Source organism: Peribacillus sp. NPDC055009 (assembly GCF_053608705.1).
In genome coordinates this window covers 11,842-28,076 of the sequence record NZ_JBSGVZ010000008.1, presented here as the reverse complement: position 1 = coordinate 28,076, position 16,235 = coordinate 11,842, and the positions used below count along the sequence as shown (strand labels likewise).

Genomic DNA, 16,235 nt, shown 5'->3' with positions numbered 1-16,235 from the left:
ACTTTATCATATCACCTTAGTGTAGTTTATGGTTCGAATCTGCCCATTAAGAGTCGATGTCTTCATTTTTATATTCTTTGTTCGCGTTCTTGTAAGCTTCCTTAGCCTGATCAATATTTTTGTTTTCGAGAAAGTAAGCTATCGCTGCCTGCCCGATTCCATATGTGACTGCGCCCGCTACCGCACCCGAAACGGCTAGGCCGGCTCCTGGGATGAAACGGACTGCAGCCCTGACACCTTCCCTGACTAGGAGACCGATTCCGACATTGATCCCTAATGCAGCAATGAATTCACTTGCGGTTTTTGTATTGATTTCTTTATCCGCGATAAAACCAATCACCACAATCATCAAACCTTGAATGCCGGTCAAAATGGGAAAATCGGCAAAAGGTATTGGCTCTGCACCGATTAAACCTGCGATTGCCGTAAACGTTCCCACTATCGTCCGCGCGAATTTTTTCTTTACGAATTGGCTCTGCATCGCTTTGGCTGTCTTCAGCTTCGCTTCACTGGGTAAGGCCTCAATTAAGTAATCAGACAGCAAATCTATGTTCCAACGCATATCATATTCAATATTTCCACTTTCATCAAAATCAATATACGAACAAGTAGGAATGATGTTCAAAAGTGGTATTTCACTCTCTTTAAATCTTTTTGACATCAAAGCGATGGCTTCATCAATATTCTGTTTTTTCTTAGGATTGGCATCAAAAGGTGCTTGTTTATAATGAGGCGGATCTAATTCATCCACTTGGGTGACCACACAAATGACGGGTACATCATAATGGTGATTCTCTTTAACGATCTTGCGCAGCTTATTCAATTCTTGTAAATCTTCTTCAATCCGTGAATCCGTTTCTTTTGCTTTAATCAAGAAAAGAAACACATCAGGCTGTTCTTCTGTTACCGCTTTTATCAATTCACCCAATGGTGTTTCTTCTTCGAAATCTTCCGTAGGAGCTTCACTCTCACCCAGCCCGCGGGAGTCCAGCAAACGAATCTTGGGCTCGGCATCACTCGGGTACCATAGCCATTTTCCCTTACCCGTTCCGGATTTAACGGAACTGACATATTGGAGCTCCTGACCAAACATCGCATTGATCAGTGATGATTTTCCGGAACCGCGCCTGCCGACAAGAGCAATTCGCGGTTCCCTTGCATCAACTGTCATCGTTTTAAGCTTTAAGAGCTGGTCGAGCATTTTGTTCTTTTTTGATTGTGAAATGGGCAGCTTATCTACCTGGCCTTTAATGAAACTGAATATGCTTCCCATTTCATCATGTTTTTCCACCATCACTCATTCCCCCTTGTTAAGAAGTGTTTTAAGTAACATTTACCCTTGAACGATTCAATTTAAGCATGTAACTTCATTCTCCTTGCAAAATTAAGGGGCTCCATATATCCATTTAACTCTTTTCTTTTAAGAACATAATGACACTGGCCATGTATTTTTGGATTTCCTGAACTTGAAATGCTGCAGAATCCGCAATCTGTTTGTAATGATGCTGTCCTTCATCGGTGATTCGTAAATAGCGTTTAGTTCGTTTTTCACTTTCCCACCTGCCGACAAGAAGCCCGTTCTCTTCCATTTCATGAGATAAATCGTATAAATAACCGTTAGAAGCGATCCAACCGAACTGATTCTTAAGCAGATCGCCAATTTCCCCCATGTAAATGGGCTTCTTAGTGAAAGCGGCTTTTAAGGTTACATAACGGACTAGATCCTTCACCGATATTATTTTCGAGAAATACGACCTGTATTCTTCAGGAAGCTCATTAACAACCGGTGGGTTTTCACCAGATCCCCTTAAATCGAACATGAAGCGATCGATGACCTTTTTCACTTCGGAGAACCGTTCCAGGAAATTTTCTTGGTACCATATGTAAAGCTCTTTGCCTTTTTCCGTTATTTGATAATAATTTCTTCCCTTATTCGTATATAAGGATAAATGATTGGAATCGACTAGCGTATTGGATATTTTACATAAATAGTCATAGCTATGTACTTTGCCAGTGAACGTATTTTTCAGGTCTTGATGAATCGCCCTTGGATAATTCGCTTTTATCCTCAAAGAGTGAAGTAAGAAAATCGTTAAAAATTCCCGCTGGCTCAACCCAACCGTTTCAACCGTTGCAGACAGTTTCTCCCCTTTCTTCACTGTCAAAACCCCCTTTATTTACTGTTTATATAACATATCATCTAAATATTTCTTCCTTCCCCTTATTATCCTGTGCTGCCACATAATAGTAAAGTTTTTAATGCCTAACTGCCTAGTACTAATTTTTAGGATTCTATCTAATGTTGGATGGAGTGGATTTTGAATATTCTGTCGAGGTTTATTATGAAATAGTGTAAAAAATAAAAAGAAGAAACGGCCTTAACATGGGCCGTTTCTTCTTTAAGTTTACTGTTCCGTTAAAATGATCGGTTCACCTTTTGTAATGACAAGGGTATGTTCATATTGCGCGGAAAGCTTTCCATCTGCCGTTCTCGCCGTCCAGCCGTCTTGATCCATTTTCATATGCCATGTTCCTGCATTCAGCATTGGCTCGATCGTGATGACCATACCTTCTTTTAGACGGGCACCTTTACCTGGCTTACCATAATGTAGGACTGTTGGGTCCTCGTGCATGGTTTTACCAATTCCGTGGCCTGTAAAATCGCGAACAACAGAAAACTTTTCACCTTCTGCATATGACTGGATTGCATGCCCGATGTCCCCGAGACGATTTCCTGCACGTGCGACTTCGATGCCCCTGTATAAAGCATTTTTGGTTACATCCATTAAACGCTGAGCTTCATCGGAAACTTCACCGACCGCATATGTCCAAGCGGAATCCGCCAAACCACCGTTAAGGTTCACCACCATATCAATCGTAACGATGTCTCCCTCTTTTAGGGCTTTCTTTTGCGGAAAGCCGTGACAAATAACATCATTCACTGAAGCACACGTTGCATATTTGTATCCGTTATAGCCCTTTTGTTCTGGTGTAGCACCATGCTCTGCCAAGTACTTATCGACAAATTCTTCGATTTCCCAAGTCGTGATGCCCGGTTTTATCATTTTTGCAATTTCTCTATGCGTCGCAGCAAGAAGTTTGCCCGCTTCATGCATCAAATTTATTTCTCGTTCACTTTTAATGGTTATCATTTAAAATCCTCTTTCGTTTTATAACTTTTCTGATTGAGACTCCTTGTTTATCATATGCCTTTTTTTATATAAAAAGCAACCAAAAACCCGGTAAAAATCACCGGGTTAATTAATTCATGGCCTTTTTTGTACCAGTAATTCCGAGAAAAATAAAAATGGAAGCCAGCGTTTACGTTTTTTACACAAATGAATATTCCAGGTGAGAATTACCTAGAATTCATAATCACGATTGGACTTAATTGTCTCAAAAATTTTATATAGGTCCATGTGTATTAACCGGGTACAGATTTCCATCTAACGCAAATGAAACTCTTCCTGTTTCTTCTGATACTACCAATACCAGGGCATCACTTCGTTCAGATAAACCTAATGCAGAGCGGTGGCGTGTTCCAAGTTTTTTTTCCCCTGTTGATCTGTCTGAAAGCGGAAGGACATTTGCTGCGGAAACAATCTGATTTTTATTAACCAAAACGGCACCATCATGCAGTGGATTTCCAGGGAAAAAAATTGATTCGAGTAAAGAATGGGTTAACTCCGCGCCTATTGAAATACCGGGTTGAATCAATGAATCAATAGGGTCTCCCCGTTGAATCACAATTAAGCCGCCGTGTCTCAAATTCGACAAATTTTGTACGCAAGTTGATAACTCTGGATATTTGTCCGTAAACGGTGACAAATAACAATTCAAATAAAATGTAGCTGCTTTCATATCGATGTATATAAATTTATCCTTTATTTTCTCGAAATTTCCAAGAAGACAATAATTTTCATCACCCATTGCTTCTAAGTTATCCTGTAATGCTGATATTACTTGTCGTAAATCCTCTTTTAACATTTGTTTCATTGGTGAAAAATCACAATTGCCATGATTCACAGTCATGCACCTCCCCTTTATTATTTCACTCTCTTTCTTTCAATAAATCTTAATTGGTCTCGCAAAGACCAATCTTTTTCGTAGCTCTAGTTATGCCTAGTTAAATTTATAATTATGAATGTACTTAAAGTTTGTCTTCACGATAATTAATTATTCATCTTTACTATCAATTAAGTAATGACTTCACATTTTTTTATGTCATATGGACAAGGTAAAAGAATAGATATGTTAATGACCTGTTGAAAGATATTCTATATAAGAGGTGGTATTGGATGCCTTATGTAACCGTATTTGACCAAGGAACGTTTGAAGTTGAAATGGGAAAAAAATTAGTATTAGCATTGGAAGATAACGGTATAAATATTCTCCACCGATGCGGCGGGAAGGCTAAATGTACAACTTGCAGAGTTGAAATATTGGCGGGTGATTTTTTGGAGGTCACACATAAAGAAAAAAAGATTTTTGAGGAAAAAGGAATGGAAGATCATTTACGTTTATCTTGTCAAATTTACGTAAATGGAGACATTACCGTTCGGCCGATCAAGACGGTAGAAAACTCTGGAATTCCTGCTGGGCCAAGGCCTGCCGACTGAATAGTTTCGTAAGTGTCGCAGTTTAATCAAAAAACATCAAAACAATTGTTTTGATGTTTTTTTAATCTTTAGCCAAATGAATTACTTCTTTTCCATGACCGCAAAATAATTATCTTCATTATCGGCAAAATTGAAGACTCTTCCAGATGGCATAGTTACAAGCTCTCCCACTTTGATATTCTTCTCTGAAAAGTCTTTATATAATTCATCAAGATTATCCGAGTAAAACATTAACGAAGGTGTATTAAGATTTAATTCAGGCTGCATTTTAGCAATGAATTCTTTATTATGCAGGATGATACTCGTTTCTGCTACCTTTGTTGGGGCTATTTCAATCCATCTTAGCCCTTGGCCATTATCTTCTTCAGAAATTACGCTAAAACCGAAATTTTCCGTCCAAAATTTCAATGACTCGTCTTGATCATTTACATATAACATAATTTGCCCGACTTTGTTAATCATTTGCTTCTCTCCCTTTCTGCTGGTTCCGTTATTAATTGAATCATTTATGTATAAGCATCATGTTGGTTGGAAATATATAACTGATTAAATCGTATTATATATGCTAGATTTAATCAATATTTACCAAAAATGAATTTTTGGGAGGTTTTTGAACCTGCACGATTGCTTAAGAAAAGCAGTTATCTTTTACGAATTTTGCTTAATTGTTTCTTCTACGTATTTCAAGAAATCTGTATATGTCGAATTCCCTTCCAGATATTGCGCTACCACAGTTAAAGGAACTATAACTCTATCTCTCTTTTTAGAGTAAAGAACCGTTTCTGTTTTAATGCCCCTATGCACCCCATCAAGTGCAGAAGAAAAATGATATACAGAATCATATTCATACCATTTAAAATCTTGATTTATATTCCTTTTTATAATTTCTCCAATATAGGCACCTATTCTTATCACAAAATTATCAAAATGATTCTTTAAAAGTTCACTACCCATTTGAGTAGTACATAATCTTTTCGTATAAGCATCTATATAGCGAATGCTTTCAATAGTGAAATCTAAATTTCTCTTTGTTAGGTTCTCTTGATCCCAAGTATCTTTTGATACATCCTGATACATTAATTTCGCAATGCTTTTTAAATCATTTTTTATTAATTTTGTTCTATTTAAGGAACCGAACATATGACATTTCCCCTTTATTAATTATTTAAGTGTTACTTATAAGTCTACACCGGTATATAAAAAAAGCTATGCAATCCTTAAATACAGTAATTAGCAGGACTTTTTGATTTTTCACAGAACTTCTATACAGAGTATTTCTCAAAGGAGAGTGAAATTGTGGTTCTATCGAAAGAGGGTTTGTTAAATATATTGGAAGGCAACAGGAGCTTGACGTTGAGGGTGGTTGAAGCTTTCCCTGAAAAGGAATTGTTTAATTATGCACCGGCAAGCGAGCTTCGCCCTTTCGCAGGGATGGTTAAAGAAATCATGAACATTGAAACTGCATATATGCGTGGAATTGCACTGGGTGTTTGGGAGTTTCCAGATTCGTTTGCCGGAATTTCTACCAAAGAAGAACTTGTATCAGCATGCGAAGCAGTAAGGGATGATACGAGGAAGCTGTGGGAGGAAATGACCGAGGAAACGCTTGGAGTGGTCGAAAAGGATCCTTTTTTCGGTCCCTCACAAAGCCACTTTGATAGACTTCAATATGCCTTGGAAAACGAAATCCACCATAGGGGCCAGGGTTATATCTACCTTAGAACACTCGGAATTGAACCGCCGGAATTTTTCGTAAGGTAATAATGCATTATGTAATAAATTTGGAGCATTGAATAACAAATAAAAAAGTAGGAGTGAAAGAAATGTCAGTTGATGCATATCTTAATTTTAATGGGAATTGTCGACAAGCAGTAGAGTTCTACGCAGAGGTTTTTGGAACGGAACAACCAAATATCATGACCTTTGGGGAAACACCGCCTAATCCGGATTTTACTCTTCCAGAAGAAGCGAAAGATTTAGTCATGCATACAAGGCTAAATATAAATGGAAGCAATATCATGTTTTCAGATACTTTTCCTGGAATGCCTTTTGTTGAAGGAAACAATATCAGCCTGGCTTATGTCAGTAATGATTTGGATGAAATTAAATCGATTTTTAACAAACTAAGTGAAGGCGGTACGGTTGGTGTAGAGCTCCAAGAAACATTCTGGAGTAAAATTTACGGTCAGTTAACCGATAAATTCGGAATCAAATGGCAATTTAACTTCGAGAGCTGAGAAATGGAATTTGGATATAGTGCTTTTCACTGGTGAAAAGTTTCTATATCCTTTTGTGTTTCAGGCAAGGATATTGTAACTAGCAAAGGTTTAATGATCGGTTGGAATACACAAATGGCACCCTAACCCTTACAATAGGTCATGATAAATGGTATATAGTAATAGGGTACCTTCAAGGTATTTAATCTTATCCAATAAATTCGCATTTCCATGATAATAGCAGAGTTTAGTTTTCCTGGCTAAACTTGAGAACAATAAAGGAGAAAAAATTATGAAAAATAAGATTCAAAAGATCACAACCAACTTGTGGTTTGATACACAAGCTGAAGAGGCGGCGAAGTTATACACTTCCATATTCGAAAATTCTAAGATCGGAAGAATCACTCGCTATGGTAATGCAGGAAATCAAATCCACGGGAAACCAGAGGGATCAGTGATGACCGTGGAGTTTGAACTGGACGGACAAGCATTCGTAGCATTAAATGGCGGTCCGCAATTCAAATTTACCGAGGCAATATCATTTATCATCAATTGCGAGAATCAAGAAGAGGTGGATTATTATTGGGAAAAACTCTCTGAAGGTGGAGATGAAAAGGCGCAAGTGTGCGGTTGGCTGAAAGATCGATTTGGTGTGTCATGGCAAATTGTCCCTGAATATCTAACCGAGATGGTAAACGACTCCGCCACTGAAAAATCGGAAAGAGTTATGAAAGCGCTGCTCCAAATGAAGAAAATTGACATTAAAACTTTAAAGCAGGCGTATATGGGTTAGGTTCCTAAGAAACATCTATCTAGTAAAGTTGAATTCATTCCTGAAAATCATACGATTTTGAAGTAACTAAAACCTAGTTTCTCGGTATTGCAGGTGTGAAATTAGGTTTTGATATTTGAATTTCCTAAAAGTTTAAATCCGCATTTTCCTGGCGATAGCCCCTATTAGTAAGAATAAACTTTCTTAAGTATATTATCATAAATGATCTAAATGGTTTTAAGGGAGAAATAGATACAATGGAAAATATATTTATACCAGCACTACAACATGGCGATGAAATCATAGAAAGAAAAATCCGTTACGACTCCATAGTTGTAGAACATAACTGTTTGCTGTTAAAAGAACAAAATCAACATGTCGTGCTTTTTCATGAAATCATGGATTCGTTCACGATGAAAGCGGGTTCTATAAAATTAACCATTCCTGTAAGCAGTTATACAATTGCTTATTATTGGAAAGACCGTCCTTATAATTTATACATTTGGAGAGATAACGACGGAAATTATTTAGGATCCTATTTTAATATTGTAAGAAATACATATATGGCTGATAAGTTGGTATCCTTTGAGGATTTGATTATAGATATATTGGTGCTTCCGGGTGGGGAATATTTTATTTTAGACGAGGAAGAGTTACCTGTGCCATTAGAGCAATTTGAGAGTGGTTCTGTTAAACAAGCCCTAATCTCCTTACTTGATTCCATTGATATTCTTCTTTCACAAACCATTTCAGAATCCGAGAAGCTCTATAAACATAAAGATCTCCTTCCATGGCTGAACAACAAATGACATACAAAAAGCCTACTTCATTCAGTAGGCTTTTTGTTCTCCCTCACTCACTATCAGCTTGAGCCGATATACTGTCGCCAAGCTCCTCAATGTTCTTAGATACCTTCGCACTGTATGTGTAGTCACCGTAGCAATATGGATATCGAAAATTATCTTTGTCACCGCCGCAATCATAGAGCGTGGGGTTTTTTTCGACCTGAAGCATGGAGAACTTCTTTGCAAGCTCTTCATTATGCTTGCCCCCTTCATTCGCAACGAAATCAATATAACCAATTCCCATGTTATATGCTTGAAGGATCGTGGCAAAATCCACGCCCTTTTCATTGCCATATTCATTGATCCGCTTAAAATGTTTCACTCCATACTTAATGCTTTCCGTTGGATCAGTGATTGTATTTGGATCAAGGCCCGCTGACTCAGATGCCTGCATTGGGTCACCGCCCCGCCCTCGGCTTTCCTGCTGCATCAAAGCAATCAATGTCGAAGTATGCTCCTCAAGTCCGTATTTAGTCAACTCGTCTTGCAGAAGTGAACTATACTTTTTCACGTTCGCAAAGGAATCAAGCGTATTTACTGATGTGGTAACATTTTCGGAATATGGGGTTTGCATGATCTCCTTAATGAGCAAAAATACGAAAATCAGGATGAAAATGGTAAAAACTTTCTTTGATTTCTTACGTTTCTTCTTCACATTCTCTCTCCGTTATCTCTAAGTTAATATATTTATATCTTAACAAATTGTAACAGTAATAACTATTTAGAATACCCAATTAAATGTTCTGCAAACAGGATTAGCATTAATTGTAATTAGTGTATTTTCTCAACCACTTAACTTAGCCGCCGCAAAATCTAAAAAGGAACAGAGTCACACAGTGCATATTTTTAGGACAATGAGACACCCTACTGGTTGGAGGTGATATGTATGGACAAGAAGAGTGAAAAAGAAGAAATCCTTGATGATAAAAAGGGGAAATATAGAAACGAATTTGGGGCAGATCCAGATGAACAAGAAATGAATGGTCTATATGGTATGTTGGAAACTGAATATGAAGATAAGCTACACGATAAAGAAAAGTAACGATGGGGTTTCTTGAATATTTGTAAATCGCCTTTTATGGCGTTTTTCTATGTGTTCAAATTCTAAAGGATCGTATATAGTTTCATATGAACTGATTTTTGAATATGCAAAAAAACGAAAACCGAAAAAGTCTTCGTTTTGTCCAAATTTAAATTCGTTTGCTCATTAACTAAAAGGATACAATTAAAAAGGGAGTGACCTACTGTCACTCCCTTTCTCAATTAGTATTGTGAAGATTGTCCGCCATCAATTGGAATGACTACACCGTTGATGAACTCTGATTCCCCTGATAATAGGAAAGCGACTAAACGGCCGACCTCTTCAGGTTTACCGAAGCGTTTCTTAGGATTCACACTGACGAATTCCGCCATTGCTTCTTCCCAATTCTCTCCGCCTATTTGCCTGAATGATCCCTCTACCATCGCTGTTAAGATTACTCCTGGTGCAATGGCATTTATGCTGATACCATATTGGCCATATTCTATGGCAGCTGTTTTTGTTAAGCCTGCTACAGCATGTTTACTTGCAACGTACGCAGCTTGGTTAAGCACAGCACGAATTCCTCCTACAGAAGCCACGTTCACCACTGCCCCTGATCCTTGTTCTTTCATGATTGGCAGAATGTATTTCATACCATAGAAAACACCATTGATATTGATGTCCGTTACTTTGTTGAAAACGTTGCTATCGTATTCAGCCATAGGGGCCTGTTTACCTTCAATACCCGCATTATTATAGAATCCATCGACTCTGCCATATTTGCTGACTGTTTTGTCTACATAGTTCTTTACTGCTTCCTCATCCGATACATCCGCAGTGACCAGAAGCACTTCCGAGTTTGGTGCCATGTCTAAGATTAATTTTTTTGTCACTTCCAAAGATGCGTCGTTTAAATCAACTAATGAAAGTTTAGCTCCTTCTTTAGCCATTTCCAATGCGGCTGCTTGACCTAAACCCGATCCTGCCCCTGTAATGATTACAACTTTGCCATCGAATCTTTCGCTCATATGTCAAAACTCCCCTTTTAAGTTATCTTGAAAATTTATTTAATTATACTGATTACCCCTTAAAGCTTAAGAATCCATCATCAACTGGAATGACTTGTCCATTAATGGCATCCGCTTTTTCAGAGAACAAGAACGTTACAACTTCAGCAACTTTTTCTGGCTGAATCAATTTTTTCCTCATATGAAGTTGAGCCAAACTGTCCAGGAACTCTTGATCTTCACCAATGATCGGCGTTTCGATAAATCCTGGTGCCACACCGACAACACGAATCCCATATTGCGCAAGTTCAATTGCACCAGATTTAGTCATCGCGATGACTGCTGCTTTTGCAGCATGGTAATTAAAGCTGCCAATAGAAACCATCGTCCCGTATATTGAAGCTGTATTAACGATCGTTGCGCCTGTTACACCAAGCTCGACCATCTTCCTTGCTGCATAATACATGCCATAATAAACGCCGTGTTGGTCAACATCAACTACTCTGTGGTATGATTCTGGATCCATCTCCAAAAATGGTTTTACTAGTCCAATTCCAGCATTGTTGAAAATGCCATTGATGGTGCCATGATTGGCAATTGCAGCTTCGACCATCGCCTCCACTTCTTCCGCACTAGCTACATCCACTTTCACGAAAGATGCCGTGCCTCCCTTTTGTTGAATAGCTTCAGCCGTTTCTTTAGCGGCAACATCATTGTAGTCAGCCGCTACGACAATAGCTCCCTGATCAGCTAATTTAAATGCCGTTTCCTTTCCAATTCCGCTGCCTGCTCCTGTAATAATTATGACCTTTCCTTGTAAACTCATGTATTCGTCCCCCTTTAACAAAGTTTGTTGCTTATCAGATTAAAATGGCCCCTCCGTCGATTACAAGTTCTTGACCCGTAATGTGGCTGGAAAGATCGGATACTAAGTACATCATTAGATTTGCAATTTCCTGCGGCTCAGCATACCGGCCATCCGGAGTCGTTGCTTCCAACTGTTTTCTAGCCGCTTCAGCTGCCGCGGAATCTCCTTGACCAAATCCGTTTTCAATCGACCGCATCATAGCCGTGTTGACGACACCTGGGCAGACGGCATTCACCCGGACACCATGTGGAGCTACTTCGACACCAGCTGTTTTCGTCATTCCTAGAACCGCATGTTTACTAGCGCCATACGCAACCATGTTTGGCGTTGCCAGTAAACCAGCTCCAGAAGCTGTATTCACGACCGCCCCGCTTTTTTGTTCAATCATATGGGGCAATACATGTTTCATGCCCAAGAAAACACCTCGTACATTTATTGACATTAATTGATCGAAAACCTCAGCAGGATAGTCGATAAGAGGCATTATTTTGCCTTCCCAACCTGCATTATTCAAGAAAATATCGATTTTTCCATAGAAATCTATAGTTTTTTGAACATAATTTTTTATATCGTCTTCCTTTGTAACATCGGCTTTAACGAATTTGGCTTCGCCGCCTTTTTCTTTGATTTCATTTACCGTTAGCATGCCAGCCTCTTCGGAAAGGTCTACAACAACCACTTTGGCACCATTTTCTGAAAGTGTAATAGAAGCTGCCCGGCCGATACCCCCGCCGCCACCGGTAACAATTGCTACTTTTTCTGTAAAATCAAATGCTTGCATAATATTCTCCCTTTCTCCCTTTGATCTTGGTGATAATATTCTTGCTTGAATACGATTACATAATAACATTCTTTTTGTCGATTGTCGACAATTTGGTTTTAGAGTCAAAGACTCTACATCACTCCACGATTCAAGGCTTCATGAATTTCATTTTTTGCTTTAACTAAATCATCTTCTAGAATGGCCTCAATAGACATCTTTAATCTGAAATGGAAACTTTCCATCGTTTCCGTATTCCATTGACTTTGGGCAAAAACCATGAGGATATGACTGGCTTCTTCAAAAAATCTTGCTAATGCTTTGTTATTAGCGATTGAAAAAATATATCGAAATATCTGTGTTGCCCTTTTTTGATACTCGATAACATTACCTTTTTCACACTCATCGGTTGCACTTTCCAAATGCTGTCGTAATGATTGCTTATTTTCTGAGTGCCAATTCCCTTGGGAAAATTCAATGCCCATCTGGATCAGTCCGATCGTAACATCATTATATTCAATGATTTCCTTTTGTGAAAATGGCTTGACGATCGTTCCCCGCCTAGGTATTCTCTCAACAATACCGTCAACCTGCAGTAAATAAAGGGCTTCGCGTACTGGTGCACGGCTAGTATTCAATTCTTTGGAAATGTCTTCTTCCACGATTTTCTCACCAGCTTCTATTTCACCTTCAATTATTTTTTTTAAAATGTGTTTAGCGATTTGTTGTGGTAACGATTCTCCAAAATAAATGCCATCTGTCAAATTGGAAGTATTTCCAAACATCTTTCAGCACTCCTATACTTCTATAATTAATTGTGGTTCTTTTAGTATAACATAAGGATAGGAATTAACTTCCTTTAATGCTAACCAGCCAAGAAAAACGTATTTTCCTATATGGAAAAAGCTCAAAAAGACTTAATGTCAGATCGCTTCTTCTAAGTGTTTTCCATATTCTACTGATTTTGGCGGTAAAAATGCAACAGATCTAGAGCCCCTTTTATATAAAGGGCTCCATGTGTATTTTTTAATCAACTAGCCTCGGTTTCGCTGGATCGCAGTTTGGCTTTTCCGTGTCTGTCGATTCAGCGAGTTTCGTTAAATAATAACATTCTTCTCGCCACATATGATCTGCCATTAATGGCGAAAGCGTTCCAAGAGCCTGCGCACTAAGGTCAAGCTCCTCCAATTCAAGCAGGAAGTGCTGGAAGAATTTAATTTCCAATGTGACGTCGGCATTCATTTTTTCCAATGCTGGGAATGTTGACAGATTGGTTCGTAAAAATCCAGCCATTTCAACAGCTTTTAAATAAAAATCATTAAAATGTTTTTTATATTGGTCACTTTTCTCTTTTAATCTTTTTTCAACGTCATCCATATTGGATGATATTGCACCTGCATGTCCTGCTGCATCTAACAGCCAAACTAAATGGTGATGAAGTTCATGAAAAACCGGCGGCATTTGATCTGAATTGAAATATTTCAATAATCTTAAATATTCTTCTAATTCGTTCACCATATGATTAATGAATGAAGGTGAAAGATGTATTTTTATTTTACCTACCAGATGTTCTTTAATTAGGCTTAGCTTAAACTCCCGAAATCTTAATGTCTCTTCTTCTGCGATGGCAGTAAGTTGCGAGATTTCTTCCGAATTGGCTTGACCAAGGAGAGCATCAAAAACTTGAATGAATTCAGAGGCAATTTCAATGTTTTCCACTTCAACCGGCGCTAAAGACTCATGGATGAACCTGGCATGGTCTCCTAAGATTTGCAGCCAAAACCGATGCTCGAATCTAGCTGTTTTCTCCAAAAACTCGTTCATCTTCTCTCCCCCATAATTTAAAGTATAAGAAACTCACTTATAATTTGTATTCCTAAACCTACAAACATATTAATATAAATTAAATGGGGCGTAATGAAGCCTAAGCTTGATCCTATACCTTCAGATTAAATTAATGGGGTCTTTGAGTCGCTTTAAAAACGGTCATTTTAATACAAATTTAAACCAACCTTATATTTATATTGATTTAATCGTTTTGGAAGTGGTGAAACTTTTAAATTAAGGTCGGTAGGAGGAAGGTAGATTGTCAAAGGAAATAATGAGTTACATTGACTATTCAATGGAGAAAATTCCAGGTGGCGAAATAGAATTAAGGGACGATAGAATTAAAAGCAAATGGAAAGCTGAAGTAAGACCGTTCCTTCTTGCACGTTATCCTGTTACTATGGATTTCTACTATGCCATTACAAATAAATCACCTAATTCTTTTGATCGGGATCTAAAACCTGTTGTGAATATCTCTTGGAATGATGCAATTTCTTTTTGTAATCTGCTTTCACAGAAAGCTGGGCTGGGAGAGTGTTATTCTAAAAATGGGGAAAACATTGTTTGTGATCGGGAATCAAGCGGTTTTCGACTTCCTTCAGAAGCGGAGTGGCAATATGCATGTAAAGCCGGGACTCCTCGTTATAGATACGGAGAGCTGAATGAGATTGCCTGGTATAACGAAAATTCAGGGGGCATGATCCATGAAGTAGGAACAAAGGAACCGAATCCATGGGGGCTGCATGATATGTTAGGGAATGTTTGGGAATGGTGCTGGGACTTATATGATGAACAAGTGTACGGCACCTACCGTATTTTTCGAGGGGGGAGCTGGGCTGAGGATGCTAGAGGTTGTGGAGCTTCATGTCGCCGGCGCAGCCATCCGACATTTTGTATAGACGACCTAGGATTCCGTCTTGCCCGGTCTTTTTAACCTTAGCAAACAAGCCAAATCCATTCAAAACTCAAAGCTTTATCTTAGTTGTACATCTATTCATATTTATTACCAGTTTCTTGGTAGAATTCCGATGGGAACAAAATAAAAACCTGAAAAATTTTCAGGTTTTTTATAATTTCTTCATTCGATTACCAGAGAAATGCGAGAAAAACTAAAGATGCAATTGCACCAAATGCAAATCCATTTGCGGCACCCCAGCCATATCCTGCATTAAAACCTCCATAACCAAAACCCCCAAGGTTTCCGCCTCCGTCAAATGGACGAATATATACACGGTTCGGTGTAACCCGGTGTATGATTCCCCGATGTACGGTTCCTCTGCTTGTACGAATTTCAACCGGTCTTCCCACACCTTGCCTGCATTTATGATAATAATTATGATATCCCATTTTGCACTCCCCTTATCATTCGATTTTACATCGTATGCATTCAGGGACTAGCATGAATGGATTAAATACCCACCAATCATTTAAAAGTCTTTCCCATTTTCCTTATCACTCCTTGAAACCAAAGCATAAAATACATTTATACATGTACCAAAGGAGATTATGCCATGAACCACTCATACCAAGACGCACTAGCCATACTTGGAATTGAAGGGGCACACCCTGGTGGATTTGAACTGACTAAGCGGATTTTGAAAAATGAAAAAATCGATCATACGTCAATAATCCTTGATGCCGGATGCGGGACAGGGCAAACCTCATCTTACTTGGCAAAAACGTTTCTTTGCCAAGTATCCGCGCTTGATAATCACCCTGAGATGGTGAAACATGCAAAAAAAGGATTCCAAAAAGCTAACTTAAGCATTGACCTATATAAGTCTTCAATAGAAGAACTGCCTTTTGACAATAATTCTTTTGATTTTATCATAGCCGAATCAACGACTGCATTCACGGATATACAAAAATCACTCCGAGAATTTTACAGGGTCCTTAAACTAGAAGGAACTTTGTTATCCATTGATATGACAGCGGAAACCAGCCTTGATCCTGTCTCAAAAAAAGAAATCATTAACTTTTATAATTTAAGGGAATTATTGACGCAATCCGAATGGTTAAAGGCCTTCCAACAAAACGGATTTACAGATTTAAAAATCTTGAAATCAAGTACCGTCTTAGACGAATTAATGAATTCTTCAGCATCAAATAGATCCATTCAGCCTTTGAATGGATCCTTGGAACGAGTCATGGACGCACATTACCGCCTCATTTTATCTTACGGAAACAGCCTCGGTTATAGAGTATACAGAGCAAGTAAAAAATAGGGCATTCATCATGAATAAGGCAGCTTAATATGTGTCTGGAATCTTGAACACAATGATAAAAACCTGGAACAAGTT

General features: G+C 38.4%; 21 protein-coding genes. 8 read left to right on the top strand and 13 right to left on the bottom strand.

What is annotated here, in order from left to right:
• Positions 1-46 precede the first annotated feature (46 nt).
• The 4 genes from ACWF5P_RS13800 to cdaS all read right to left on the bottom strand — a co-directional run bounded on the left by ACWF5P_RS13800 (position 47) and on the right by cdaS (position 4,026).
• Positions 47-1,294: a GTPase family protein gene (locus ACWF5P_RS13800; RefSeq protein WP_452444973.1), complete on the bottom strand. Its 1,248-nt coding sequence runs from the start codon at positions 1,292-1,294 to the stop codon at positions 47-49.
• A gap of 112 nt (positions 1,295-1,406) precedes the next feature.
• Positions 1,407-2,159 carry a helix-turn-helix transcriptional regulator gene (locus ACWF5P_RS13795; RefSeq protein ID WP_260357622.1) on the bottom strand — a complete coding sequence of 251 codons (753 nt, stop codon included), beginning with the start codon at positions 2,157-2,159 and terminating at the stop codon, positions 1,407-1,409.
• A gap of 246 nt (positions 2,160-2,405) precedes the next feature.
• Positions 2,406-3,152: a type I methionyl aminopeptidase gene (gene map / locus ACWF5P_RS13790; protein WP_101222117.1), complete on the bottom strand. Its 747-nt coding sequence runs from the start codon at positions 3,150-3,152 to the stop codon at positions 2,406-2,408.
• Between the two features lie 253 nt (positions 3,153-3,405).
• A complete protein-coding gene (gene cdaS / locus ACWF5P_RS13785) occupies positions 3,406-4,026 on the bottom strand; it encodes a sporulation-specific diadenylate cyclase CdaS (RefSeq protein ID WP_402942814.1) in 621 nt (206 codons plus the stop codon).
• A gap of 272 nt (positions 4,027-4,298) precedes the next feature.
• Here cdaS and ACWF5P_RS13780 point away from each other — a divergent pair, with 272 nt between their 5' ends.
• A complete protein-coding gene (locus ACWF5P_RS13780) occupies positions 4,299-4,619 on the top strand; it encodes a 2Fe-2S iron-sulfur cluster-binding protein (protein WP_101222115.1) in 321 nt (106 codons plus the stop codon).
• An 81-nt stretch (positions 4,620-4,700) separates the two neighbouring features.
• Here ACWF5P_RS13780 and ACWF5P_RS13775 read toward each other — a convergent pair whose 3' ends face one another.
• Both ACWF5P_RS13775 and ACWF5P_RS13770 read right to left on the bottom strand, forming a co-directional pair.
• Positions 4,701-5,081 (bottom strand): VOC family protein, encoded by a 381-nt coding sequence (locus ACWF5P_RS13775; RefSeq protein ID WP_101222114.1) that lies wholly within the window; start codon positions 5,079-5,081, stop codon positions 4,701-4,703.
• Between the two features lie 186 nt (positions 5,082-5,267).
• Entirely contained in the window at positions 5,268-5,759 is a 492-nt protein-coding gene (locus tag ACWF5P_RS13770) for a hypothetical protein (RefSeq protein WP_230176302.1), read from the bottom strand.
• A 156-nt stretch (positions 5,760-5,915) separates the two neighbouring features.
• Here ACWF5P_RS13770 and ACWF5P_RS13765 point away from each other — a divergent pair, with 156 nt between their 5' ends.
• From ACWF5P_RS13765 to ACWF5P_RS13750, 4 genes are all read left to right on the top strand, one after another.
• Positions 5,916-6,380: a DinB family protein gene (locus ACWF5P_RS13765; protein WP_452444972.1), complete on the top strand. Its 465-nt coding sequence runs from the start codon at positions 5,916-5,918 to the stop codon at positions 6,378-6,380.
• A 62-nt stretch (positions 6,381-6,442) separates the two neighbouring features.
• Positions 6,443-6,856 carry a VOC family protein gene (locus tag ACWF5P_RS13760; protein WP_230176304.1) on the top strand — a complete coding sequence of 138 codons (414 nt, stop codon included), beginning with the start codon at positions 6,443-6,445 and terminating at the stop codon, positions 6,854-6,856.
• A 271-nt stretch (positions 6,857-7,127) separates the two neighbouring features.
• On the top strand, positions 7,128-7,628 hold the full coding sequence (locus tag ACWF5P_RS13755) for a VOC family protein (protein WP_434169566.1): 501 nt from the start codon (positions 7,128-7,130) through the stop codon (positions 7,626-7,628).
• Positions 7,629-7,864: 236 nt separating this feature from the next.
• The gene (locus tag ACWF5P_RS13750) at positions 7,865-8,416 is read left to right on the top strand and encodes a DUF402 domain-containing protein (protein ID WP_101222110.1); all 552 of its coding nucleotides are present in this window, start codon (positions 7,865-7,867) and stop codon (positions 8,414-8,416) included.
• A gap of 43 nt (positions 8,417-8,459) precedes the next feature.
• Here ACWF5P_RS13750 and ACWF5P_RS13745 read toward each other — a convergent pair whose 3' ends face one another.
• Entirely contained in the window at positions 8,460-9,107 is a 648-nt protein-coding gene (locus tag ACWF5P_RS13745) for a lysozyme family protein (protein ID WP_101222109.1), read from the bottom strand.
• A gap of 231 nt (positions 9,108-9,338) precedes the next feature.
• Between ACWF5P_RS13745 and ACWF5P_RS13740 the strand changes: the two genes are divergently transcribed.
• Positions 9,339-9,494: a DUF4021 domain-containing protein gene (locus ACWF5P_RS13740; RefSeq protein ID WP_101222108.1), complete on the top strand. Its 156-nt coding sequence runs from the start codon at positions 9,339-9,341 to the stop codon at positions 9,492-9,494.
• Positions 9,495-9,715: 221 nt separating this feature from the next.
• Here ACWF5P_RS13740 and ACWF5P_RS13735 read toward each other — a convergent pair whose 3' ends face one another.
• The 5 genes from ACWF5P_RS13735 to ACWF5P_RS13715 all read right to left on the bottom strand — a co-directional run bounded on the left by ACWF5P_RS13735 (position 9,716) and on the right by ACWF5P_RS13715 (position 13,932).
• Positions 9,716-10,501, bottom strand: a complete 786-nt coding sequence (locus tag ACWF5P_RS13735; protein ID WP_452444971.1) for a glucose 1-dehydrogenase — start codon at positions 10,499-10,501, stop codon at positions 9,716-9,718.
• Positions 10,502-10,553: 52 nt separating this feature from the next.
• Positions 10,554-11,306, bottom strand: coding sequence for an SDR family NAD(P)-dependent oxidoreductase (locus tag ACWF5P_RS13730; RefSeq protein WP_101222106.1), 753 nt, complete (start codon positions 11,304-11,306; stop codon positions 10,554-10,556).
• A 34-nt stretch (positions 11,307-11,340) separates the two neighbouring features.
• Positions 11,341-12,129 carry an SDR family NAD(P)-dependent oxidoreductase gene (locus ACWF5P_RS13725; protein ID WP_452444970.1) on the bottom strand — a complete coding sequence of 263 codons (789 nt, stop codon included), beginning with the start codon at positions 12,127-12,129 and terminating at the stop codon, positions 11,341-11,343.
• A gap of 113 nt (positions 12,130-12,242) precedes the next feature.
• Positions 12,243-12,893 carry a GntR family transcriptional regulator gene (locus ACWF5P_RS13720; protein ID WP_452444969.1) on the bottom strand — a complete coding sequence of 217 codons (651 nt, stop codon included), beginning with the start codon at positions 12,891-12,893 and terminating at the stop codon, positions 12,243-12,245.
• Between the two features lie 241 nt (positions 12,894-13,134).
• Complete coding sequence (locus ACWF5P_RS13715; RefSeq protein ID WP_230176311.1) at positions 13,135-13,932, bottom strand: DUF2935 domain-containing protein; 798 nt, start codon at positions 13,930-13,932, stop codon at positions 13,135-13,137.
• A gap of 298 nt (positions 13,933-14,230) precedes the next feature.
• On the opposite strand from ACWF5P_RS13715, the gene ACWF5P_RS13710 reads away from it, so the two are divergent.
• Positions 14,231-14,869, top strand: a complete 639-nt coding sequence (locus ACWF5P_RS13710) for a formylglycine-generating enzyme family protein (protein WP_452445012.1) — start codon at positions 14,231-14,233, stop codon at positions 14,867-14,869.
• 152 nt (positions 14,870-15,021) lie between these two features.
• Here the strand turns inward: ACWF5P_RS13710 and ACWF5P_RS13705 are convergent, their stop codons facing one another.
• Positions 15,022-15,282, bottom strand: coding sequence for a hypothetical protein (locus tag ACWF5P_RS13705; RefSeq protein WP_137023549.1), 261 nt, complete (start codon positions 15,280-15,282; stop codon positions 15,022-15,024).
• A gap of 164 nt (positions 15,283-15,446) precedes the next feature.
• Here ACWF5P_RS13705 and ACWF5P_RS13700 point away from each other — a divergent pair, with 164 nt between their 5' ends.
• Positions 15,447-16,160, top strand: coding sequence for a class I SAM-dependent methyltransferase (locus ACWF5P_RS13700; protein WP_452444968.1), 714 nt, complete (start codon positions 15,447-15,449; stop codon positions 16,158-16,160).
• Positions 16,161-16,235: the final 75 nt, after the last annotated feature.